Source organism: Rhizobium sp. CF080 (genome assembly GCF_000282095.2).
Classification (GTDB): domain Bacteria; phylum Pseudomonadota; class Alphaproteobacteria; order Rhizobiales; family Rhizobiaceae; genus Neorhizobium.
Map to the genome: position 1 here is coordinate 1242133 of NZ_AKKC02000004.1, position 21503 is coordinate 1263635.

The 21503-nt window shown below is 61.9% G+C and carries 20 protein-coding genes; 8 read left to right on the plus strand and 12 right to left on the minus strand.

Annotated elements, in window-relative coordinates; translation table 11 throughout:
• Positions 1-6: 6 nt before the first annotated feature.
• From PMI07_RS12790 to PMI07_RS12820, 7 genes are all read right to left on the minus strand, one after another.
• On the minus strand, positions 7-678 hold the full coding sequence (locus tag PMI07_RS12790; RefSeq protein WP_007753523.1) for an FCD domain-containing protein: 672 nt from the start codon (positions 676-678) through the stop codon (positions 7-9).
• A 237-nt stretch (positions 679-915) separates the two neighbouring features.
• Positions 916-1887: a kelch repeat-containing protein gene (locus PMI07_RS12795; protein WP_024163773.1), complete on the minus strand. Its 972-nt coding sequence runs from the start codon at positions 1885-1887 to the stop codon at positions 916-918.
• Positions 1888-1917: 30 nt separating this feature from the next.
• Entirely contained in the window at positions 1918-3318 is a 1401-nt protein-coding gene (locus PMI07_RS12800) for a hypothetical protein (RefSeq protein ID WP_007757595.1), read from the minus strand.
• The gene (locus PMI07_RS12805) at positions 3315-3749 is read right to left on the minus strand and encodes a hypothetical protein (protein ID WP_007757594.1); all 435 of its coding nucleotides are present in this window, start codon (positions 3747-3749) and stop codon (positions 3315-3317) included. Before PMI07_RS12805 ends, PMI07_RS12800 begins: the two co-directional genes overlap by 4 nt.
• Positions 3750-4094: 345 nt before the next feature.
• Positions 4095-5111 carry an ABC transporter substrate-binding protein gene (locus tag PMI07_RS12810; RefSeq protein ID WP_007757593.1) on the minus strand — a complete coding sequence of 339 codons (1017 nt, stop codon included), beginning with the start codon at positions 5109-5111 and terminating at the stop codon, positions 4095-4097.
• A gap of 156 nt (positions 5112-5267) precedes the next feature.
• On the minus strand, positions 5268-5645 hold the full coding sequence (locus tag PMI07_RS33575; protein ID WP_155956451.1) for a hypothetical protein: 378 nt from the start codon (positions 5643-5645) through the stop codon (positions 5268-5270).
• 109 nt (positions 5646-5754) lie between these two features.
• On the minus strand, positions 5755-6237 hold the full coding sequence (locus PMI07_RS12820) for a hypothetical protein (protein WP_007757590.1): 483 nt from the start codon (positions 6235-6237) through the stop codon (positions 5755-5757).
• A 356-nt stretch (positions 6238-6593) separates the two neighbouring features.
• On the opposite strand from PMI07_RS12820, the gene PMI07_RS12825 reads away from it, so the two are divergent.
• The 8 genes from PMI07_RS12825 (at position 6594) to PMI07_RS12860 (ending at position 15545) form a co-directional block, all read left to right on the plus strand.
• Positions 6594-7157, plus strand: a complete 564-nt coding sequence (locus PMI07_RS12825; protein ID WP_007757581.1) for an RNA polymerase sigma factor — start codon at positions 6594-6596, stop codon at positions 7155-7157.
• A 60-nt stretch (positions 7158-7217) separates the two neighbouring features.
• Positions 7218-8165 (plus strand): FecR domain-containing protein, encoded by a 948-nt coding sequence (locus PMI07_RS12830; protein WP_007757580.1) that lies wholly within the window; start codon positions 7218-7220, stop codon positions 8163-8165.
• A gap of 101 nt (positions 8166-8266) precedes the next feature.
• Positions 8267-10705: a TonB-dependent siderophore receptor gene (locus PMI07_RS12835; RefSeq protein WP_024163774.1), complete on the plus strand. Its 2439-nt coding sequence runs from the start codon at positions 8267-8269 to the stop codon at positions 10703-10705.
• Positions 10706-10768: 63 nt separating this feature from the next.
• On the plus strand, positions 10769-11611 hold the full coding sequence (locus PMI07_RS12840) for a siderophore-interacting protein (protein WP_007757346.1): 843 nt from the start codon (positions 10769-10771) through the stop codon (positions 11609-11611).
• Positions 11611-12657 carry an iron chelate uptake ABC transporter family permease subunit gene (locus tag PMI07_RS12845; RefSeq protein WP_007757348.1) on the plus strand — a complete coding sequence of 349 codons (1047 nt, stop codon included), beginning with the start codon at positions 11611-11613 and terminating at the stop codon, positions 12655-12657. The genes PMI07_RS12840 and PMI07_RS12845 overlap by 1 nt, the downstream gene beginning before the upstream one ends.
• 2 nt (positions 12658-12659) lie before the next feature.
• A complete protein-coding gene (locus PMI07_RS12850) occupies positions 12660-13739 on the plus strand; it encodes an iron chelate uptake ABC transporter family permease subunit (RefSeq protein WP_007757350.1) in 1080 nt (359 codons plus the stop codon).
• 1 nt (position 13740) lies between these two features.
• Positions 13741-14577, plus strand: coding sequence for an ABC transporter ATP-binding protein (locus tag PMI07_RS12855; protein WP_007757352.1), 837 nt, complete (start codon positions 13741-13743; stop codon positions 14575-14577).
• Complete coding sequence (locus tag PMI07_RS12860) at positions 14574-15545, plus strand: ABC transporter substrate-binding protein (RefSeq protein WP_007757354.1); 972 nt, start codon at positions 14574-14576, stop codon at positions 15543-15545. Before PMI07_RS12855 ends, PMI07_RS12860 begins: the two co-directional genes overlap by 4 nt.
• 74 nt (positions 15546-15619) lie before the next feature.
• On the opposite strand, the gene PMI07_RS12865 is transcribed toward PMI07_RS12860, so the two are convergent.
• The 5 genes from PMI07_RS12865 to PMI07_RS12885 are packed head-to-tail and all read right to left on the minus strand — an operon-like array spanning position 15620 to position 21501.
• Positions 15620-16831 (minus strand): Xaa-Pro peptidase family protein, encoded by a 1212-nt coding sequence (locus PMI07_RS12865; protein ID WP_024163775.1) that lies wholly within the window; start codon positions 16829-16831, stop codon positions 15620-15622.
• Positions 16828-18048 (minus strand): M20/M25/M40 family metallo-hydrolase, encoded by a 1221-nt coding sequence (locus PMI07_RS12870; protein WP_024163776.1) that lies wholly within the window; start codon positions 18046-18048, stop codon positions 16828-16830. Before PMI07_RS12870 ends, PMI07_RS12865 begins: the two co-directional genes overlap by 4 nt.
• A gap of 12 nt (positions 18049-18060) precedes the next feature.
• Positions 18061-19740, minus strand: a complete 1680-nt coding sequence (locus tag PMI07_RS12875; protein ID WP_007774186.1) for an ABC transporter ATP-binding protein — start codon at positions 19738-19740, stop codon at positions 18061-18063.
• A complete protein-coding gene (locus PMI07_RS12880) occupies positions 19740-20558 on the minus strand; it encodes an ABC transporter permease (RefSeq protein ID WP_007774184.1) in 819 nt (272 codons plus the stop codon). Before PMI07_RS12880 ends, PMI07_RS12875 begins: the two co-directional genes overlap by 1 nt.
• Positions 20551-21501, minus strand: a complete 951-nt coding sequence (locus PMI07_RS12885) for an ABC transporter permease (protein WP_024163777.1) — start codon at positions 21499-21501, stop codon at positions 20551-20553. The genes PMI07_RS12880 and PMI07_RS12885 overlap by 8 nt, the downstream gene beginning before the upstream one ends.
• Between the last annotated feature and the right edge of the window lie 2 nt (positions 21502-21503).

Below are 21503 nucleotides of genomic sequence, written 5' to 3' on the forward strand. Positions count from 1 at the left end.
CTGAGATTATTTTAGATCTGTGACGGTTGCCATAAGCCGTTCCTTGGCGGCTTCGACGTGTCGTGTATGAGTGGCAAGTGCGCGAGCCGGATCGCGTGCGATAATCGCCTCGGCCATCGCATGGTGCTCGATATGAGAGGCCTGCATGGATTCCCGGTGCATGAGGCTGCGGGCGCGGTAGAGGCGCAGCTGCTTGACCAGGCCGAGATATTGCTGCGCCAGCGACGCATTTCGGCCGCCGGCGACGATAAATTCGTGGAATTCGAAGTTGATTTTCACGTAGCTTTCGAAGTCGTCCGAAGCAACTGCGGCATCCATGTCCGCGATGAAGGACTTGAGCTTTTCGATCCCCTCCTCGGTGATCCGCTCGGCGAGCAGTTTGCCGGCAAGGCCGAAAAGCGCCGCACGTACGTCATAGACATCGCAGGCCTGCTCGGCGCTCAGTTGCCGCACGAAGAAGCCCCGGTTCGGAACCTGCTCCACGAGGCCGGAAGAGTCCATCGAACGGAGCGCCTCCCGGATCGGTCCACGGCTTATGCCGAAACGAAGGGCGAGTTCCTTCTCGTTGATACGGTCGCCGGGAGCAAACTCACCGCTCAAGATGACGCGTTCAATCTCCTGCTCCAGCACCATGGGCAGCGATTGCGAACGCAGGATTTCGACGGCGCTCAAGGTCATCTTTTTTCCTCCATGCCACAGATGTCACATGCAGAATGTAAATTGTCAACAATTTTCACTGAAGAAAACGGCCGCTTCTGTGCTGCCGTGGATGTGGCGTTGCAGGCCATATCAGGCGAAGCGACTCTAATTCAGGGCGGACGCTCTTTTGAGAGCAGTCATAGCCGCTTGCGCGGTCTGGCTTTCGCAGCGATCATTGAAACACAGTCCGCGTGATGCCTGGGTCTGGGGCAACTCCTATTCGCATTTTACACCCGGCCGATAGATCTGATTGAGCAGGCTGCCACTGTTGCCGCCGACCTCGGTCCCTCCGCCCGTGACATAGATCAGACCCTCGGCGAAAGTGGCCCCGGTGACGCCATGGACCGGGATAGGCATATTGGGCAGTTTCGACCAGGAATCATTGCGCGGGTCGTAAATGTCGTGATCGGGAAAGACGCCGGCTTCCTCCTCGCCACCCCAGACATGCACACAACCATAGGTGATGGCGCTGTTGATGCCGCTGCGTGGCTTCAGCATTGGCGCGGCAACGGTCCATTGCCGCGTAGCCGGATCGTAGACCTCGTGGGCCGCCGTCTTATCGCTCATGAAGCCGCCGCCTAGCCGTCCGCCGAAAACGTGGATCTTGCCGTCAATCATTTCCGCCGAGATGTGGTTACGCTGGGTCGGCAGATCAGGCAATCGCTCCCAGGTATCCGTTCGAGGATCGTAGACCGCAAAATCGTGGCCGCGCGGCGGGCGGCCGCCGACCACGTAGATTTTTCCCTCGTGGACCGCCGCCGCTCCGGCGCTGCGCTTGGTCGGCATGCGCGCCCGCTCCTCCCAGCGCGCATTGGCTCCTTGCCGTGTATCGAGGGAATAGACCGCGTCGACATAGGCCGTCTGCGGATCGGTCTGGCCGCCAAACAGGTATATGACGTCGCCATAAGCTGCCGCCATGCCGTGATTGTTGACCTCGGGCAGATCGGGGCCACGCGTCCAGGCGTCGCCGGCTATGTCGTAGACCTGGACTGTCTTCACGCTCACCCGGCCGGCCGGATAGCCCCCCAGCACATAGATCTTGCCGTTGGCGCTGGTGAGCGTGAACTCGGAATTCGGCGCAAGAAGCGGTGCCCTGCGGCCCCAATTCCCGAGAGCCGGATCGGCTTGGGCCCAGGCGGCGGCGCTGAGGCCGACGGCGAAGCCGGCCGCGATCAATCCCTTCAGCATTGGTGTCTCCCATATCGATGGCGGCGGCGATCATACCTCAACCACCGGCTGCGACAATATCCATAGGCTGAGCATCGTGTAGGCGACCATGAGAATGAGCATCGGCGCCTGGCTTGCGACGGCAGTCACCCGGCTCGAATTGTTGCGCATGGCCTCCATGTGGGCGAGCATCACCGCGGCTGCATGCCCCAGCACGATGGCGAACACCGCAAACAACCAGACGAAACGCATTCCGATGACGCCGACGTCGATCATGGTGCCGCGGGTGCCAAACAAGTTCCAGCCGAGATTGAGTGGATCGGACAAGAGCGGCCACACTGCCTGTCCCTGGATCAGAAGATACGAGAGGTAGTGCGCGAGGTGATAGCCGATCGCAATCGGCACGAGCGAAAACACATAACGCCTTGCCGTGTAGCCCGTAGGTTCGCCGGTGATCCGTCCGACGAGGCCGCAGGCCGCGAGATAGACCGCGGCAAACACGAGCGGCGTCGCCAAGAGGCCAAGGGTTTTGACGAGGCTGTCCGCTGCGGTGTAGCCGATCCTCGCGACGATCCCAACGTCGTACAAGAAGCGCATCGTCAGGCCGGCCACGGTGTCCCAGAAAGGTGTCTCGCCAATACCGTCGAACGACACGGTAGCGAGCACGACAATCACGAAAGCCGCGGCGGCGGGAGTCGGCAGCCTCGCGTCACTCAAACCTGCTCCGAACGGTCGGATGACGAGGGCGCCGCCCTTGACATCAAGCGCAGCAAACCGTGCGATCAGGCCGAAGAAGACCGCGAAGGGATCAGCCTTTGCGCACCAGACCTCTACGCCGAAGAGCGCCATGCCTGTCCAGGTGACGAGCGAGTAGCCGAGAATCAGGGTCGCGAGTTTGTACGGCACCGCGTTTTCGGTCCAGGCGACCTCGCACCATGCGAATGAGAGAAAGAGGAACACGGCCGGCCACGCCTCGGCGCCGCGAGGCCAACCGAGCGGTGCACGGTGTCTCGGAAACATTCTCGCGACAGCACGCCAGGGATCGATGAGCGGCCAAACGTTGCCGATGAGCGCGCTGACAAAGGTAATGCCGACCCACCAGATGACCCAGACGCTGACCGGCAGGAGATTGCTGTCCCAGTCGTCCTGCGCACCGAAAAAGCCTGCGACGAGAAGCAGGAGGAACAGGGCGATTGCGACCCCGCCAAGGCCGTGTCGCACAACGTTCACCAGCGACGGCGGCAGCGGGAGTCTTAGGTGCGCACTGGGCTTAGCGCGGCCGCCGAGAACAAGTGCGGCGGCGAGGAAGGAGAGAGCCACCGCCGCGCCGGCCCCGGCGATATAGTGCCAGAGCGGTAACGGCAGGTCGTAGCGTTGGGCGAATGCGTGAGCGTCAGCGTCGGAGGTGACGAGGAAGAGGAAGAGACCGGTAAGGCGCCAACAGCCGTTCACTTTGGGTGCATCTCGATATAGAGAACGACCCGGTGGCGACCATCAGCGTCATGGGTTTCGACCGGGAAGCGTCCCGCTGCACGCGCCTCAAAGGCCATGGCTGCGTTACGTTCCGGTCCGACATGCGCCTCAATATCGTATCCGTGAAGATGCAGCACCATATCGCGATCGCTCGTCCACCGAAGCTCGATGGTGTCACCCTGTGCAAGAACAAGCGTTGGCGCATGGCCCGATGGCGCCGACAGAGCTTCACCGCGCGCCACACCGTCCACCAGCGAAATTTCGGCAGTGTGCAGCTCCCCGCCCCACGCCGAGAGTGCCCTCGCGAGCAGAACAAGGTTCACGGCCACTCCGAGAATGATCCGGCGGGTCACGGGCCGCCCTCTGCCAGTTGCCTTGATCTGCGACGGATGCGGCACCTGCAGCAACATGAGATCCAACCTCTCCGCCTCCACACTTACTTATTCTGCTGTAACAGCCAGTCCCGTAATCCGGCAATCGTGTAGGCTATCGACCGGGTGGGCGCGATCACCCTTCTGTCCATGGACATCCCGCGTCTGGGCCGATGGCGGCGGCGAACGGCGGTGCGGGTCGAGAAACGTCGCAGACATCGATAACATCCGAATGCGGGCGCCCTTTTCGGAGCCTCCGCGCCGCTTGAAAGGCCTATGAAAGCGCCTACCAGGGATCGACGTGTGACGGCAACGGCCTCGAGCGTCGTCGCAATCATATCAAGGCGACGATGGCTTTGTCACCGGCCCTGGCTCTGCCACGCCCTAGCCGAGAAGTTTTGCCGCCTCTCGGGCCATCGACATGTCGGCTATCTCTGGGATTGGACGCTTCCGCTTCGAACTGCCGAGGCCGATGAACATGTCCTGCAGGTAGTCGATGCCGCCGTCACTGATCGACAGATCCTTGGAATAGGGCCGCTGCGTCTGGTTAAAGTCCCAAATTGCCTGCGCCGAGGCTTCATCGAACTTTTTCTGAGCGCTCTTGCGAGCGGTGAAGAAGGCGACGCGCGCTTCGGGTGTCATCAGGTAGTCGTACAGGGCGCCATAGGCAGCCATCACCGCTATCAACCCCTCGCGCTTGCCCTGAATCGCGGTGTCGGACGCATAGGCGGTCTGAAAGGTGTATTTCGGCAGCGCCTCCCACATGTTGCCCTCGCGGAGCACGATCAGGCCGTCCTTGTCGTTCAGATGCGAGATGCTCGAACAGCAGGCTTCAGCCTCGCCCTTGACCACCGCCTGATAGGCTTGATCGTTGCTCCCTTTGTCGACGAAATTCACCTCGCCGGCATCGATACCCTTTTCCTTCATGAGCTGCAGCATCAGCGCATGCAGCAAGCCCATCTTCGGACCCACCGCGACTGTCTTGCCCCTGAGGTCGGCAAGCGTCTTAATCACGTCGGGCTTCGCGTAGATCGTCAACGCGGTCTTTTCCATTCCGGCGCCGACGATCTTGACCCTGGCGCCCTGCTCGATCCGCGGAAGCACCATGTTATAACCTGAAACCATGCAGACATCACCCGATCCTGCGGCAATTGCGTCGAAAGGGCCGGTGGCACCGGGGGATTCAAGGATCAGCGCATCGGCGCCGAATTTATTGAAATAGCCCTGCTGGTCCATCAGGGTGTTCAGCGTCGTATTTTCCAGGCCCGGGTTGCTGACGATCTTGATCTGGGTTGCCGCCGCCCGCGCGATATGCGGCGCCGCAAGTCCGCTCGCGGTCAGGCTCAGCCCCGCAAGGCCGACGTTGCGCAAGAAGCTGCGACGGTTGAACGTTTGGGTCATTGGCAATCTCCTCCTCGGCCGCTCGCTATCCAGGAACACCTCCGGCGATGGCTTCGACAGCCTCATCCCAAGCCGCCCGCCGCGCCAATTCAAAATTGCACTGAGGAGATTGATTGTTTTGCCTGCGCCCCGGCGTTGGCCACGCATCCGTTGACCTCACTTTTCAACGTTGTTGCTGGCATTTCCGACGTCAAAAGGATCGGACCGGAATTCGGTATCAACGATCACCGCGGCCAGATAGCAGCTGCGAACCACCAGAAGCGAGAAGAAGGCTATTGCAGTACACATTAGCAGATACCGCCTGAGCTGTGATCGCTTTGGCAAGGTTCTTGCGAATGTGGTGACCACATGTCGGATAAACCGCCCGAGTGCCACCAACAGAAACAAGGCAAGTATGACGTATCCGCTCAACGACGCGGCGCTCATCAGCCAGACGCTCAAAAGGCATACTCCGAAGAAAGCCTGTTCCTGCTTGGGCGCCGCGATCTGCCACAGGTCACGTATACGAAGGCCTTCAACCGATTGCCGGTCCATGGCACTCGATTTCGCTGGCCTTTTGTCTCCTGACGGAATGACTACGAACAAGGCTCGGACAGGGGCGCACTTTCGGCGAGGCGACGTCGCTGCAAATATTTGAGGCTTCTCAGGATTGAACATCTTTCAATCCTCCGCGATCGCGGCTCAGGCCCATCATGTTCTTTGCTCTGGCCCACCACCGGAATAGCCTGTCGTCTCCTCGTAAACTCACGGTTCTTACCGGCTCGACACCCACCTGATCGCGTCTCGCTGAGACCGGTCGAGCAAGGAAATCGATCCGTTCCATAAATGCCCTGCTGTCGAACTTTTTGGGCGTGGAAAGGAAGCCGCCGCCCGAAGGCGTCGCATGGAAAAAAACCTCAAGATTGACCACGGGTATTGAACGGATGTTGCGCAAGAGCGCGATATGCAGGCGCGTCGTGACAACAAAGGCGTAACAATCAGAGCGTAGCGCGTCGAAAACCTCCGGCACCGTTGATACCGCAGCCGACACATATCCCCGCTCTGCCAGTTTTGCGACAAGTACGTGCGCTACTTCCTGAGGCAGAAAAACGAGGATTTTCCTCGGAATGATGGCTTCTATGGACACAGGCTTTTCCTCATATCGACGATGAGGAAATCTAAATTTTCTAATTACAGCAGTGTGTTTGATTTTATTCGGTTTTGTTGCGGGGATGAACCGCTAGCCCGCGCAAAACTCGACCGTTGGGATAAGGCCCCGTTCTGGTCTCACTCATCTTGATGCTGATCCGATGCTTCAGTCGATCGCGACGCCGGCTCTCATGTTGACAACGGCCGAGGCATGCCCACTCAACCTGCCTTCGCTCAATATCAGCCGGGAGCTGTGGAATTCCCGTTGAGCGCAGCATTCATTGGACATAAACTTGAATTTGTTTATCACGTTTTGTAGGTTGCTGAGCTTATTGGGGACTGCGGACAAGGAAGATGGATACCAAAGCCACGAGCGGGAGAGCGGTGGGGGACACCAATCCCGCGCCGCTCATTGACAGATCGTTACTCGACGCAGCCATCACGCTCTATTACGACGACATACGCGGTGCAGCGCGCCGCCGTGGGCTCGATGCTGCCGGCGCGACGGAAGTGGTGCACGATGTCTACATCAACCTCGCACGCCAACCTCAGGTCCTAGCCGGAAGGCATTCGCTACGCGCCTTCCTCATGCGCGCAGCTGCTAATCTCGGCCTCGACAGGCTCAAACGTCAGGCCTTCGAACGAAAACTGTTCGCGGAACTGGAGCGGGCAGCAAGCACCCCTGTGACGGTTGTCGACCCCGCCTACAATCTCGACCGCGCGAGATATGTCTCAGCGATCAAATCTGCGATCGAAGAACTGCCACCGCAGTGCCGCAACGTCTTCATCGCCCACCGCATCGGCGGACTTTCCAAGGAAGAGATCGCCGAAGGGCTGGGTATAAGGCGCAGGATGATCGACCGGCATCTGCGCAAAGCGCTGCTGCATTGCATGGAACGTATCGAGAAGCTCGGCTGACGGCCCAAAAACTGCATCTCATTCGTCTAACACAGTAAGCGAGGCAACCAGGGAAAACTCATGGGCGGCAGATCTGAAAAACGCAGGATTGGTAGACAAGCCGCAGATTGGGCGCTGCGCCTTGCCGACGGCGATCTCGGCGCGGACGAACGGCTGTCGCTTTCCGCCTGGACGGCGAACCCGGACCATGCCGCTGCCCTGCATCGCGCCGCAGGGATTCTTGGCTGCAGCCAGGCAATCCTGCGCGCCGACGCCGATTTCTCCCGGCAGAACTTTGACCCGCTTGCGCACAGCAGATTTGGTAGAAAGACGATCGCAGGGGCCGCAATCCTCATCGCCCTCTGTCTTGGTTACACTTTGGACCTGCCGCTCCGACTGGAAGCGGACTATCGGACGTCCGTCAATCAAACGGAAACCTTGATACTGGCAGATGGCACCAGGGTCCATCTCAATAGCAATAGCGCCCTTGAAGAGGAATTTGACGCCAAGACCAGACGGATAAAGCTTCTCAAGGGCCAAGCCTATTTCGAGGTGACGAAAGACCCGTCGAGACCATTCGTCGTCACATCAGGCGGGGGAGAGGCAAAGGCTCTCGGAACGGCTTTCGACGTCAACATCGTCGGCGACCAATCGGAAGTGACGGTTACGGAAAGTCGTGTCGTCGTTTCCGCAGAAGCGGCCGGAGGCCAGGCGGTGCTCGAGCCCGGAGACCGCATTGCCTACGGCAGCGACGGAAAATTGGGTACGATCAGCCGGGTGCCTCCAGGAATGGAGGCGCCGTGGCTCAAAAACAGGCTGGTGTTCGACGAGCGGCCCCTCGCCTCGGTGATTGAAGAAATCTTCCGCAGGCTGCCGGGACGAGCGATCGTCGTCAATTCAGCAACGGCCCGCAGGCTAGTCAGCGGCTCCTTCGATCTGAGCGATCCTGATGCGGCTCTCGAAAGCTTCGGCCGCGCGATGGGCGTCCGCATTGTGCGGGCTGGGAACTTCGTCACCCTGATTTACTGATTTTTCGCTGAGCGACAGCCTCAAGTTTCCATCCCGTTCGTCTATGTCCCGAGGCAGGCATTTTAAGCGTCCTGCCTCCTTTAGGGGACAAGAGGTTTTTTATGCAGTTTTGGGGTTTCAGCGTCCGCAGCCGGCTTATCTTCGGCCGCAATTTCCGTCCGCTTCTCTTAGGAGCCAGCCTTTTCGTACTGGCTATGTCGACTGTGGTCTCTGCACAGCAATCCTCGGTGACTGTGTCGGTGCCTGCCGGTCCGCTTTCAAGCGCCCTCACCCAGTTTGCGGTGCAGGCGGATGTGCAGATTGGCTTCGACAGCAATGTCGTGCGCGGCAAGACTACAGCCGGGCTTTCTGGCGCCTACACGATCGAAGAGGCACTTCGACAGCTTCTGGCGGGAACCGAACTCGGCTTCGATTTTACCGACGGCAAGACTGTACGCCTCGTCAAGAAGACCGCCAGCGGCACTTCGACGCTCGGCGCAGAAGGCGCAACGGTCCTTCAGGAAATCGTTCTTGATGGCGGCAGCGGCGGCGTCATCAATTCCGACGGTTATGTAAGCCTCAGCAGTGCCACCGGCGCCAAGACCGATACCCCCATTCAGGAAACGCCGCAGTCGGTTTCGACCGTTACACAGGCGCAACTTCAGGACCGGAACCCGCAATCGCTGACCGACGCGATCGCCTACACGCCCGGTGCGCGTGTCGATGCCTATGGCACGGATCCCCGCTATGATTCCTTTTTCGTGCGCGGCTTCAACGTCACCAATACCGGCGTCTTTCGCGACAACCTGCGCCAGCCGGTAGCCGGCTACGGCTACTTCCTGACCGAGCCTTACGGCATCGAGGGCATATCGATCCTGCGCGGCCCATCCTCGTCGCTCTACGGCGCGACGGGCGCAGGCGGCCTCTACAATGTGATCTCGAAGCGGCCGACGGAGGAGGTGTTGCGCGAGGTCGAAACCCAGTTTGGCACCGACAGCCGCTACCAGGGGCAGTTCGACGTCTCCGGTCCCGTCGGCGACAACGATACTCTGCTCTACCGTCTCACCGGCGTGGCGCGCTCCTCAGGCACCGACTTTGACTACATTGACGACGATGTGCAGTTCATCGCACCAGCGCTGACCTGGAAACCGGACGAGGACACCAAGCTCACTTTGCTCGGCGAGTATTCGCACTCGGATACCGGCGGCAACCCTGCCTACTATAACGACAGGGTCGGTCATGTCAGTCGTTGGGAAGCGGGTGACCCGGCCTTCAACGAACTCGACCACTCGATGGGCCGTTTCGGCTGGGAATTCGAGCATGCACTGACCGACAGCTTGACCTTCCGACAGAACGCACGCTGGTCCAGCCAGGACGTCACTGCAAAATATGCCTACGCCTACAGTGGCGCCGCCCATGCCCTCGATCCGACACTCATCGACCGCGGGATAGGCTATGAAAAGCAGGGGATCGATTCCTTCGTGATCGACAACCAGCTGGAGGCACGGTTCGACACCGGCGCGCTCACCCACACCGTCGTCGGCGGCATCGATTTCACCTGGGTTGACTACACATCCAGCAGCGGTGGCGCGACCATCGCCCCGCTCGATACGACCAATCCGAATTACGGCGCTCCCATCGCGACCCCGCCACTGACATCACGCACCGACCAGAAGCAATGGCAGACCGGCCTGTACCTTCAGGATCAGGCCCGTTACAACGCCTGGACACTGACCGTGGGCGGCCGTTACGACTGGGTCAATACCAAGACCGACAATACCGATCTGACCGCAGGCACCACGAGCACGCTCGAGCAGAAGGACAGGGAATTCTCGGGACGCGTCGGCTTGACCTACCAAACACCCTGGGGCTTCGTGCCCTACGCGAGTTACTCGACGGCCTTTTCGCCCAATGTCGGCTGGAACAGCACGACGGGCGCTCCCTTCAAGCCGACGACGAGCACGCAGCAGGAAATCGGCGTCAAATACCTGGCCCCGGACACCAATCTCGTCGTCACCGCGGCCCTCTTCAACATCGACCAGGAAAACGGGCTCTTCTACGAGGTCGTAGGCGGCGTCAACACGCAGGTCCAGCGCGGTAAGCTGCGCTCGCGGGGCGTCGAGATCGAAGCGGTGGCGAGCCTCGACAATGGCATCTCCATGTCGGGCTCCTATACCTACACGGACCTGAAGATCACGAAGGGTCCGGCGGACACCGAGGGCAACTACGTATCCAGCGTGCCGATGCACATGGCCTCGCTCTGGATGAAATACGCCATTCCCGAGGACTTTGCCCTGCACGGCCTGTCGGTGGGCGCCGGTGCCCGTTTCCAGGGCGAAAGCTACGGCAACGACCAGAACACGCTGATCAACAATGCGCGCGTCTTGTTCGATGCCAGCCTGAGCTTCGATTTCGCGGCGATCGATCCGGCCTACAAGGGCCTCGCCCTCCAGGTCAACGCCAAGAACCTGTTCGACCGCAGGGATACGACCTGCACGAGCAACTATTGCTATCTCGATCCGGGCCGCTCCGTCATCGGCAGCCTCCGATACACCTGGTAGCCACCCGATCGGCGCCCGGCCGCAATGGCCGGGCGCCACCTTCAAGACAGGAATGACGAACGCATGTTGGACAGCAATTTCTTCCAGGTCACGGTTGCCCGGAAAACCAGCCTCAGCGCGGGCATGCTGCGCCTGACCTTTGTCGGCGACGAGCTGGAACGTTTCCGCACCACAGGCATGCCTGACGAGTATCTGCGCCTGTTCTTTCCCGACGAGGAAACGGGCGAGCTGGTATTGCCGATGATCGACGCCGACGGGCGCTGGAGCTATCGCGAAGGCAAGCCGCCCGTGCGCTGCTCCACCTATACGGTGCGCCGTTTCGACCGCAGCAACCGGGAGATCGACATCGATTTCGTCGTCCACCAAGGCGGCGTCGCGAGCGATTGGGCCCAGCAGGTCGGGGAAGGAGAGCCGATGGTGATCAACAATCCACGCGGTCTCTATACTCCCCCGCACGATCTGCCGTGGCAGGTTGTCATTGCCGATGCGACCGGCATACCCGCCGCAACCCGGCTTCTGGAACAGAAACCCAGGCACTTGATCTGCCGCGTCGTGATCGAAGTCGCCTGCGAAGCGGATATCCAGCCGCTGCCGGAAGCCGACAACATCGACGTGACCTGGATCGTCGGCAGCGGCAACGGCCATTACCGAAGCCGGCTCGGCGACATCTTTCCCGCGCTTCCCCTGCCGGCAGGCCCCGGCCATATCTGGGCAGCAGGCGAACAGGAAACGATCCGGCAGATCCGCAAATTCGCCAAGAACACGCTCAAATTGCCGCCGGACCGGCACAAGTTGGTCGCCTACTGGATCGACGAGAATACGCCTCGCCCCGCCCCGCAACAGCTCGATGCAGCACTCAGGGAAAGCCTGGCGGCCCAGTGGGGGCCACGAGGTCAGAGCAATTGATGGACCGTCGCCTAGACCCGCCCGCGCACCGGGCGGGCCTCCATTCGCGCCGGATTCGGACCAGCGGAAGGATCGCCTTCCTTTGCTGCGCCTTGCTGTTTCTGGCCGGCGCCGGCCTTGGCAGCCTTGCCTTGGGGTCAATGCCGATCTCGCTCGCGTCCCTGTCGGCCATGATGTTCGGTCAAGCACCGGCGAGCGAAACCCTGCTCGTCGAAACCCTGCGTGCGCCGCGTACGGCGCTCGGCATTCTCGTGGGCATGAGCCTGGGCGGCGCGGGAGCGCTTATGCAGGCGATTACGCGTAGTCCGCTCGCCGATCCCGGCCTGCTCGGCGTAAATGCCGGTGCGGCGACCTTTGTCGTTGCCGGCATCTGCTTCTTCGGCATCACATGCATCGAATGGCAGATGATCCTCGCATTTGCTGGCGCGGCCACGGCCACGCTCGCGGTTTACGGCATTGGCACCGCGCTTGCGCGCCCTTCCGGCTCTCCAGTGCCGCTGCTGCTTGCTGGTATCGCCGTGACCGCGGCACTGGGCGGGCTCTCTACCATCATGCTCCTGAACGATCCCTCCACCTTCGACGCGATCCGCCAATGGAGCGCCGGTTCGCTCTCTACCAATGGATTTTCCGTCCCCACCGCCGCAGCACTGCCGATTGTCGCCGGCCTCTTGCTTGCGCTGCTCGCCGGAAGCGAACTCAACGCCTTGTCGCTTGGCGACGAAAGCGCCACTGGCCTCGGCATCAACATTACAAGGCTGAGGGCCGTGATCTTTCTGGCAATCGCACTGCTCTGTGGCACGGCGACGGCCGTCGTCGGACCGATCGGCTTCGTCGGGCTGATGGCACCGCACGTTGCGCGCATGGTCTGCGGGCCGGACGAGCGCTGGATACTGCTTCTTTCGATCCTTGTCGCCCCATCGGTGCTGCTCCTGTCCGACATTGCCGGACGGCTGCTGCTGAGACCGGCCGAGCTGCAGGTCGGCATCGTCTGTGCTTTCGTCGGCGCCCCGGTCCTGATCGCGCTCGCCCGCCGGAGGCTCGCCTAGCCATGCAAGCGAAGGCAACTGAACAGCCACAGCCGGGATATCCGCCGCAGCTCGTCGTGCGATCAACGCAAACCGTGCGCATAAGTCTAAGAAGGAGGCTTCTTGCGCGATGCCTTCTTCTCGCACTCGTAGTTGTTCTGCTCGGAAGCTTCGGCCTTGCGAACGGACGCGTCGCGGTCTCGTTTCTCGAAATCGTCTCTGCCATGACAGGCACCGCCGATCAACGCATCGCACTTGTCGTCATGGAGTGGCGCCTGCCACGCGTTCTCGCGGCACTCGTCTGCGGCGCGGGTCTCGGCGTGGCGGGAGCCTTGTTCCAGTCGCTGACGCGCAACCCGCTCGGAAGCCCCGACATCCTCGGCTTCGATGCCGGTGCGCAGACTGGTGTCCTCGTCATGCTCTCTCGCGTCGGCACGGGGTTTGCGAGCATGGCGACCGGTGCGGCCATCGGCAGCTTCGCCACGGCACTGGCAGTCGGTCTGCTCAGCGTTTCCCGGCGCGGCCTTCCGAGATTGCGGTTTATCGTCGTCGGAATCGGTATTGCCGCCATGCTGAATGCAGCCAACGCCTGGCTGATGCTGACAGTGGATCTGCAGACGGCAATGTCAGCTGCCGGTTGGCGGGCGGGATCGCTGACCGAAATCGACGGCCCGGTTCTCATCGCCGCCCTTCCGCCAGTGCTGCCTCTGCTCGCTCTGGCGGCATGCCTTGCACCCTCGCTGCGGCAGCTGGAGGTCGGTGACGAGCTCGCGATAGCGTTTGGCATCAGGCCCGGCCTGATCCGCGCCGGCGCAGTTCTCGTCGGTATCGGGCTCACTGCTACCGTTTCGGCAATCGCCGGGCCGATAACCTTCCTGGCCCTGGTCGCCCCGCAACTCGCCCGCTTTGCAACCGGACATGTCGGCTTATCCATCATCGCACCGGCGACGATGGGCGCCCTCCTCCTGCTCGCGGCGGATACGGCGGCGCGCCTCTGCTTCCCCAACGTTCAGATGCCGATCGGTGCGCTGACCGCTTCGATGGGTGGCATCTATCTCATATGGCTTCTAGGGCGAGAGGCCCGCCGTGGTCGAGGCTCATGACATGACGACGACAAATTCCCTGCCCCCTCTGATCCAGGCCCGTGGCCTTTCCGTCGCCTTCGGCGGCAATCGCGTGCTTCAGGGGCTGGATATCACAATCCCCGACAATCGTTTCACCGCAATCGTCGGCGCCAATGGCAGCGGCAAGTCCACACTACTGAAAGCGCTCGCGCGGGTGCTGCGACCGGATGAAGGCGAAGTTCTACTGGAGGGTCGGCCGATCCTCGGCCAATCGTCGCGATACATTGCCAAACGTCTCGGCTTCCTGCCGCAAAGCTCGATCGCTCCGGATAGCATCCTGGTGGCCGATCTCGTCTGGCGCGGCCGCTTTCCGCACCGGCAGTTGCTACGGCGAGCGACTATCGAAGACATCGCCGCCGTTGAGCATGCGTTGCAGTTGACCGGTATCGAGGATCTCGTCGAGCGTCGCGTCGATGAACTCTCGGGTGGCCAGCGCCAACGCGTCTGGATCGCCATGGCGCTCGCCCAGAAGACACCACTTCTCATGCTCGACGAACCGACCACATTCCTCGACATCGCGCATCAGATTGAGCTGATGGAACTCTTTGCCATGCTGGTTCGGCGCGAGGGCCGCACCATCGTCGCGGTGCTGCACGATCTCAACCAGGTTTGCCGCTACGCCGATCACCTGGTGGCCATCAGGCATGGCGGTATTGCCGCCGAGGGGCGGCCAGCGGAGATCCTGACGGTTGAACTCCTGCAGCACGTGTTCGGTCTTGCAGCCACCATCATGCCCGATCCGCTGACCGGGACGCCCATGGTCGTTCCGACCCCGCTTTCGCGAGAATGGCCAGGCGCCGAGGAGGCTTCACCTTGAACCGGCGTGCCCTTCTTAGCGGTAGTGCGGCCTGCATGTTCGACCAGATCTTTGCCGCGACCCGCGACGCCATAGCGGAGGAGACATCGGCCTTCCCTGTCACGGTGAAGCATCTACACGGTGAAACCGTGATCGCAGCACGCCCGCGGCATGTGGTCAGCCTCGGACTCAACGATCACGATTTTGCCTATGCGCTCGGCGTCGCGCCGGTCGGCGTCACGGAATGGTGGGGAAACAGGCCTTATGCCACCTGGGGCTGGGCGGAGACGGTACGCACACGGCTCGGCGCGGCGCCTGAAATCGGTGGCAGTCGTTTCCTCGATTACGAATGGATCCTCGCACTCAAGCCGGACCTCATCCTCGCCACCTATCGCGATCTTGATGAGCGCGCCTATCGCAAGCTCTCCCGTATCGCTCCGGTGGTGGCGCCGCCGCGCGGCTACCTGATGTGGACGGCACCTTGGGAAAGCCAGCTCGCCCTTATCGCCCGAGCACTCGGCAAATCCGCCGAGGCGGACAAAATGACCGCCACGGTCAAGCGCGGGGTGGAACAAGCCCGCCGAACACTCTCCAGCCTTTCCGGTAAAACAGTGGCGGTCGCCGACTTTCGCGAAGGGCAGTTCGTGCTTTGGGACAGCAGATCGGCACCGACGCGTTTTCTTCGAAGTCTCGGATTGGGCGTCCCGCCCGACCTCGATGCGCTCGCCAATCACGCCGGCTGGATCTATCTGAGCCTCGAGCAGGTCCGGCTCCTCGACATCGACCTGCTGATCTGGCCGAATAACGCCCGCAATACGGTCGAAAGCCTTGAAATATTCCGCTCGCTTGCGATTTACCGGGACGGCCGCAATCTCTGGCTGTCGGACGCGGATCCCCTGGCGAGCGCTGCGCTCTGGTTCCAGTCACCGTTGTCGATCCTCTATCTGCTCGACCGGCTGCCAGCCTTGATCTTCAACCAGCTTCGCTGATACCGCCGGAACCAAGGAGATATGTAGCAAGCATTCGCGGCCAGGACCTCATGGCGCGTTTTCTCGTGACTGCATCAGCAGCAATAGAGCTCGACCGGAAGGTCGCTGAAGACTTCCGGCGCGCCGTCGGTGATGGCGAAGGTCTGGCCAACGCCAGCCGTAAGGCCGGTCGAGACGTCGGGAATCATGATGTGCACGAAGAACACCATTCCCGGGGTCATGATCAACGGATTTCCGGAATAGATCATCGGCGGCACGTCCATCCAGGTCGGCTTGAACGTGCAGCCCAGCGCATAACCGCAGGCCGCGTACCGCGCCTTGGCGAAGCCGGCATGGTCGAGCACCCGACGATGGATGTCATCGAGCGTGCCGAGTGCAGCGCCGGCGCGCGCTGCATCCTTGATCCGGTCCAGCGCTTCCTTGGCGACCTGCAGCATGTCGAGCTGCCGTGGGTCCGGCTTGCCGGTGACCAGCGTGTGCTCGACGCAGACATGGTAACGGCAATGCGAGCCCGCCAGTTCAACGAGGATCTGGTCCTGCTCCTCGATCAGCCGCGGACCGCCGATGCCACGGCCGTAAAGCGCGCGCGGGCCGGAGTTGACGAGTGGGCCGCCGGAGGGGATGTCGCCGCCGCCGGCCAGCATCGACGTCAACGCCGCACCGCTCAGGACCGTATCGGGGATGCCGGGCCGGGTGACGTCGATGGCAGCCCTGACCGCCGCATCCGCAAGTCGGCCGGCGGCGCGCACATGCTGGAGTTCCGCAGCCGACTTCACCAGCCTGCCTGAACGCACGATATCCGAAGCATCTTCTGTCGTGCAGAATCCGTCGAGCGCCTTGTCGAGCATGCGGGCATTGGAGCCGGTTAGACCGTAGGTCGCGTATTCGACGCCGACCTTTTTGCCCTTCAGGCCCTTCTCGTCCAGAATCGCGCGCAGGTCTTCCGCCGGATTGGCATCCTCGGCATTCAGCCAGACGCAGACATCGTCATACATCGAGGCAACGTTTGCCTGTCGCAAGTCGGGCGTGCGGGTGAGCAGGATGGTCGGGCTGTCATCTGCCAGGACAAGACCTGCCTGGAAGAAGACATAGCCGGCGGTATCGTAGCTCGTCAGCCAGTAATGGCTTTCCTGTGCGAAGACGATCAATGCATCGAGGCCACGCTCGCGCATGCGCCGGCGGGTCGCCGCCAGACGGCTGGCGAACTCCGATGCCTCGAATTTCAGGAGCACGTCGCGCCCGCCGGGCGTGCGGGCGGCAAATTCCTGGGGCACGTATAGGGTCATGCGATCTCGCAGATATCGGTCATCGTGATGAGGTAGATCCGGATCATGTCGAGATAATCAACGATATCGACGCGCTCGTCCGGCATGGTGTTGTAGCGACCACCGGGACCACAGACCACTCCTTCCATGCCGCCCTCCGCCCAGAGATGGCCGGCATCCGTGCCGAAATAGGCAGGAGGCGCAATGGCGCCGGTCGGTTGCGTCTCGCCACGTATCGCTTCATAGGCAGCGTTGAGCGCGGTAACGATCCGGGCATCCTTGGAAACCTCGAAGGCCGGCATGGTCGGCTGGCCTTCCTTGGTCTCGGGCTTCACCGTCGCCTTCAGGCCGGGATAGCGGGCTTCCAGCCCATCGAGCACGCGGCGCATGTCGGCAATTGCGTTTTCGCGGGTCTGGCCCGGTCCGTAGCGACCCGACCCCTTAAGGCGGACGAAATCCGCCACCTGCGGCGGCCGCCATTCGTGCAATTCGCGGCCGAGCGCGCCGTGCATGACGCCGACATGCACGCGGTTCACCGAGCGATGCTCTTCCGTCGGCGCGTCGGAAAACGTCATGGCGCTGAGTTCGGGGATCAGATCGCAGGCGGCGCGAATCGCATCGACCGCCGCTTCGCGTTTCGAAAGGTGGCGGGTAATGCCTTCAAGCTCGATGGTGAAGGTGAAGGCGGCCGCATGCATGGTGATGGCCTGCAGATCGGACGGTTCCGAATTGATGAAATAGTCGGCCCTGGTGCCGGCGCGCACGGCCTGAAGCGTGCCGATGCCACCCTGCAGCTCGCCGATGACATAGGTCAGAACCACGTCGCCCTTCAGCCGGATGCCGTTGTCGATCAGCGTCTTGACGGCGCAGAGCGAAGACGCATCGCCGGCCTTCATGTTGGAAACTCCGATGCCGTAGATGAAGTCGTCATCGACAATGCCGCCCCAGGGATCGACGGTCCAGCCCTCGGTGACCGGATTGGTGTCCAGATGGCCGTTGAACAGCAGGCTCTTGCCGCCGCCCGTGCCACGCCAGATGCCGATTGCGTTGACGCGCTCGCCGACCACCGGCTGAAGCTCCACCTCCAAGCCCATCTCGCGCATGACGCCCGCCATACGCTCGGCCAGCACCCGTTCGCCCGGCGTTTCCGAATAACTCTTGTGGCGAACCATGTCGGCAAGGATATCGAGGCAGGCCTTGCTGTCGACCTTGGCGGCAAGGTCCTGTGCTTTGGTCATGAGAAACTCCGTTTAGTTCTGCGCTTCCACGGCTTCCTGCACAGGAACCGCGTCAAGCAAAGCCTTGGTATAGGGATGACGGTCATCCGCACGGGCGTCGTCCCGGTCGAAGAAATCGACCAGTCTGCCGTGCTGCATCACCGCGATACGGTGGGCGAGCTGCCGGATGAGATTGAGATCATGGGTAATGAAGACGCAGGCCGTGCCGGTGTCCTTCTGCAGCTTGACCAGAAGATCGGCAACTGCGGCCTGAACGGACACGTCGAGCGCTGCCGTTACTTCGTCGCAGATGACCAGCGAGGGTTCGGCCGCGAAGGCGCGGGCGATCGCCACGCGTTGCTTCTCGCCGCCGGACAGTTGGTGGGGATGGCGGTTCGCGTAATCCGCCGGCAGGCGCACCATTTCGAGCAGTTCGGCGACCCGCGCTGTGATCTTATCGCGCGGCACGATGCCATACAGCTTCAGCGGCCGACCGATAATGGTGCCGATCTTCTGGCGCGGGTTGAGCGAGGCGTCGGGATGCTGGAAGACAATCTGAACGTTGCGGCGATATGCCCGGTCGATCTCTTTCCTGCTCGTGAGCGCCTTTCCGCCGACGTCGAGATTGCCCTCGAAATCCTCTAAGCCGGCCAGAACCTTGGCGATCGTCGATTTGCCGGACCCACTCTCGCCGACAACGCCGAGAAGCTCGCCCTTGCGAATATCGAGACTGACATCCCTGGCGCCCCAGAAGGTCGATTTCTCCGCTGCCGCCGGCTTGAAGAGCTTCTGGAACAGCGAGGGCGAATTGTAGCGAACGCCGATCTTCTCAAGTCTGATCAGGCTTTCCGGATGGGACGGCCGTTCGACGCCGATCCAGCGGTCGGGATTGGGGACGGCACCGATCAGGTGGCGGGTATAAGCATCTGTCGGCCTGCGGAACACCTGCGCGACCGATCCGCTTTCGACGATCGCACCCCTGTGGATGACCGAAACCTCGTCGACCACGCGCGACACCAGGCCTAGGTCGTGAGAGATGTAGAGTGCCGAGACGTTGGTCTCCTCGCGCAGCCGGTTGAACAGGTCGAGGATCTGCCGTGCGGTGAGGATGTCGAGCGCCGTGGTGGGCTCATCGAAGATGATCAGTTCCGGTTCACAGGCGAAAGCGGTGGCAATCACGACGCGCTGCTTTTCACCGCCGGAGGCCTCGTGCGGAAAGCGCCTCAACATTTCTTTCGGCCGGGTGATGCCGGTGCGAGCGAGCGCGGCTTCGGCCTCCACCCAGGCCTGCGCCGCCGTCAGCCCCTGGTGGCGCATCAGCACTTCGGCGATCTGCTCGCCAAGCCGGATCGTGGGATTGAGCGATGTCGAGGGATCCTGGAACACCATCGACATCCGACGGCCGCGGATATCCGCCATTTGCCGCGGCGTATAATCCAGCAGCTCTTCGCCCGCGAGCCGGATCGCGCCGCCGGTCTCCAGCGCATTCGGCGGCAGGTAGCGCATGATGGACCAAGCCATCGACGATTTGCCGGAACCGGATTCACCAACGAGGCCGACCGTCTGGCCCTTGCCGATGGTGAGGTCGATATTCTTCAGGGCGCTGACTGGACCATTGAGCGTGTTATAGGCGAGTGAGTAGTTGCGGATCGAAAGGGCCGGCTTCTGCTTTTCAGCCGCGGCCTCGATCACGTTTGGGGCGAGCGAGGTCATCAAAGGCTCCTCCGCGGGTCCAGGCTGTCGCGAAGTGCGTCGCCGAACAGGTTGAAGCCAAGGGCAGCAATCGCAATGGACAGGCCGGGCACGGCCACGCACCAGGGATTTCGGAACATGTACTGGCGAGCCTCGGCGACCATCAACCCCCACTCCGTGCTCGGCGGCTGAGCGCCAAGACCGAGGAAGCCAAGCGTTGCACCGATCATGATGGCGAACGAGACGCGGATGCTGGCCTCGACTACGATGGGGCTCAGCGCATTCGGAAGCACTTCGCAGCCGACGATGTAGAGCCCGGATTCTCCGCGGGCGATCGCTGCCCGGACATAGTCGCGGGTGCGAACGGACAGAACGGCGCTGCGCGCGATGCGGGCCATGCCCGGCGCGAAGGCGATGGAGACCGCCAGCATCGCATGTTCCATGCCGCCACCCAGAATGGTGACGATGAGGAGGGTGAAGAGCAGGTCCGGAACCGCCAGAAGGCCGTCGAGAATGCGCATGATCGTGCTATCGACCCAGCCACCGGACACGCCGGCGACGATACCGATGATCGCGCCGATGCTGACGCCGAGAGCCGTCGCCCCGACGCCGAAGGTTACCGTCGCAGGCGCGCCGCTCAGGACACGCGAGAAAAGGTCGCGGCCGAATTGGTCCGTGCCGAGCCAATGAATCGTGGAAGGGCCCTGGAGACGGTTGAGGGCATCGAAGACCTGTGGATCGAAGGGCGCAATCCAGGGACCGAAGATGGCAGCGAAACAGACGATGGTGAGAAGCGTCGTGCCGACGACGGCGGTGGGGCTGGCGAAGAAATTACGCATAGCGCACCCTCGGATCGAGCAGGGCGATGACGATATCCGATAGAAGGTTGGACAGCGCATAGACGGTCGCAAGCAGCAGCGTGACGGCCTGGATCACCGGCAGGTCGCGGTTTTCCAGCGCGTAGATCAGCAGGCGCCCGAGGCCAGGCCAGGCGAAGATTTCCTCGACGACGATGATGCCGCCGAGCAGATAGCCGATATCGAGCGAGATGACGGCAACTGCCGGCGCCATGGAATTGGGCAGCGCATGTCGGCGGATGACACGGCGTTCACTGAGGCCCTTCAGGCGCGCGGCGCGGATATAGTCCGAGGACAGGACCTCGGACATTTCTGACCGCACCTGCCGGGCGATATGGGCCATGAGGATGAGACCGAGCGTTGCGGCAGGAAGCGCCACATGCGCCCCGAAGCCAGCCAGGCTTTCCCAGGGCGCGACATAGCCGCCGGCAGGGAAAGGTCCGGTATTCGGTGCAGCAAGGAAGACCAGCAACAGCGTCGCCGTGACGAATTCGGGCAGCGACGTGCCCAGATAGCTGAACAGGCCGAGCGCCAGGTCGATGGCAGTACCTCGCTTGATCGCAGCCAGCGCGCCGAGCGGGATGGCGATGACGGTGACCGTGACGAGCGCTGTGGCGGCCAGAACCGCCGAGTTGACAAAGGCCTCGCCGACGACCTGGGTCACCGGCAAGGACAATCTCAGGGACATGCCGAAATCGCCGCGCGCGATCCCGGAGATCCAGGTCAGATATTGGACGTGCCAGGGCTGATCCAGTCGCAATTGCCGTTCAAGTGCAGCGACCGCCTCCGGGGTAGCATATTCCCCAAGGATCATGATCGCCGCATTGCCCGGCAACACCGTGGTGATCGCAAAGACCGCGAAGGTGACGATCGCCAATACCAGAACGACGGCGAACAGTCTGCGAATGAAATAGCCCCAGCTCATCC

Bases quoted from the DNA above. Each gene is read 5' to 3' on its own strand.
- PMI07_RS12850 (WP_007757350.1), top strand. From the start codon at position 12,660: ATGCAAGCGAAGGCAACTGAACAGCCACAGCCGGGATATCCGCCGCAG.
- PMI07_RS12835 (WP_024163774.1), top strand. From the start codon at position 8,267: ATGCAGTTTTGGGGTTTCAGCGTCCGCAGCCGGCTTATCTTCGGCCGC.
- PMI07_RS12865 (WP_024163775.1), bottom strand. From the start codon at position 16,831: ATGACCCTATACGTGCCCCAGGAATTTGCCGCCCGCACGCCCGGCGGG.
- PMI07_RS12790 (WP_007753523.1), bottom strand. From the start codon at position 678: ATGACCTTGAGCGCCGTCGAAATCCTGCGTTCGCAATCGCTGCCCATG.
- PMI07_RS12825 (WP_007757581.1), top strand. From the start codon at position 6,594: ATGGATACCAAAGCCACGAGCGGGAGAGCGGTGGGGGACACCAATCCC.
- PMI07_RS12875 (WP_007774186.1), bottom strand. From the start codon at position 19,740: ATGACCTCGCTCGCCCCAAACGTGATCGAGGCCGCGGCTGAAAAGCAG.
- PMI07_RS12845 (WP_007757348.1), top strand. From the start codon at position 11,611: ATGGACCGTCGCCTAGACCCGCCCGCGCACCGGGCGGGCCTCCATTCG.
- PMI07_RS12840 (WP_007757346.1), top strand. From the start codon at position 10,769: ATGTTGGACAGCAATTTCTTCCAGGTCACGGTTGCCCGGAAAACCAGC.
- PMI07_RS12795 (WP_024163773.1), bottom strand. From the start codon at position 1,887: ATGCTGAAGGGATTGATCGCGGCCGGCTTCGCCGTCGGCCTCAGCGCC.
- PMI07_RS12805 (WP_007757594.1), bottom strand. From the start codon at position 3,749: ATGTTGCTGCAGGTGCCGCATCCGTCGCAGATCAAGGCAACTGGCAGA.
- PMI07_RS12830 (WP_007757580.1), top strand. From the start codon at position 7,218: ATGGGCGGCAGATCTGAAAAACGCAGGATTGGTAGACAAGCCGCAGAT.
- PMI07_RS12870 (WP_024163776.1), bottom strand. From the start codon at position 18,048: ATGACCAAAGCACAGGACCTTGCCGCCAAGGTCGACAGCAAGGCCTGC.
- PMI07_RS12855 (WP_007757352.1), top strand. From the start codon at position 13,741: ATGACGACGACAAATTCCCTGCCCCCTCTGATCCAGGCCCGTGGCCTT.
- PMI07_RS12810 (WP_007757593.1), bottom strand. From the start codon at position 5,111: ATGACCCAAACGTTCAACCGTCGCAGCTTCTTGCGCAACGTCGGCCTT.
- PMI07_RS12885 (WP_024163777.1), bottom strand. From the start codon at position 21,501: ATGAGCTGGGGCTATTTCATTCGCAGACTGTTCGCCGTCGTTCTGGTA.
- PMI07_RS33575 (WP_155956451.1), bottom strand. From the start codon at position 5,645: ATGGACCGGCAATCGGTTGAAGGCCTTCGTATACGTGACCTGTGGCAG.
- PMI07_RS12880 (WP_007774184.1), bottom strand. From the start codon at position 20,558: ATGCGTAATTTCTTCGCCAGCCCCACCGCCGTCGTCGGCACGACGCTT.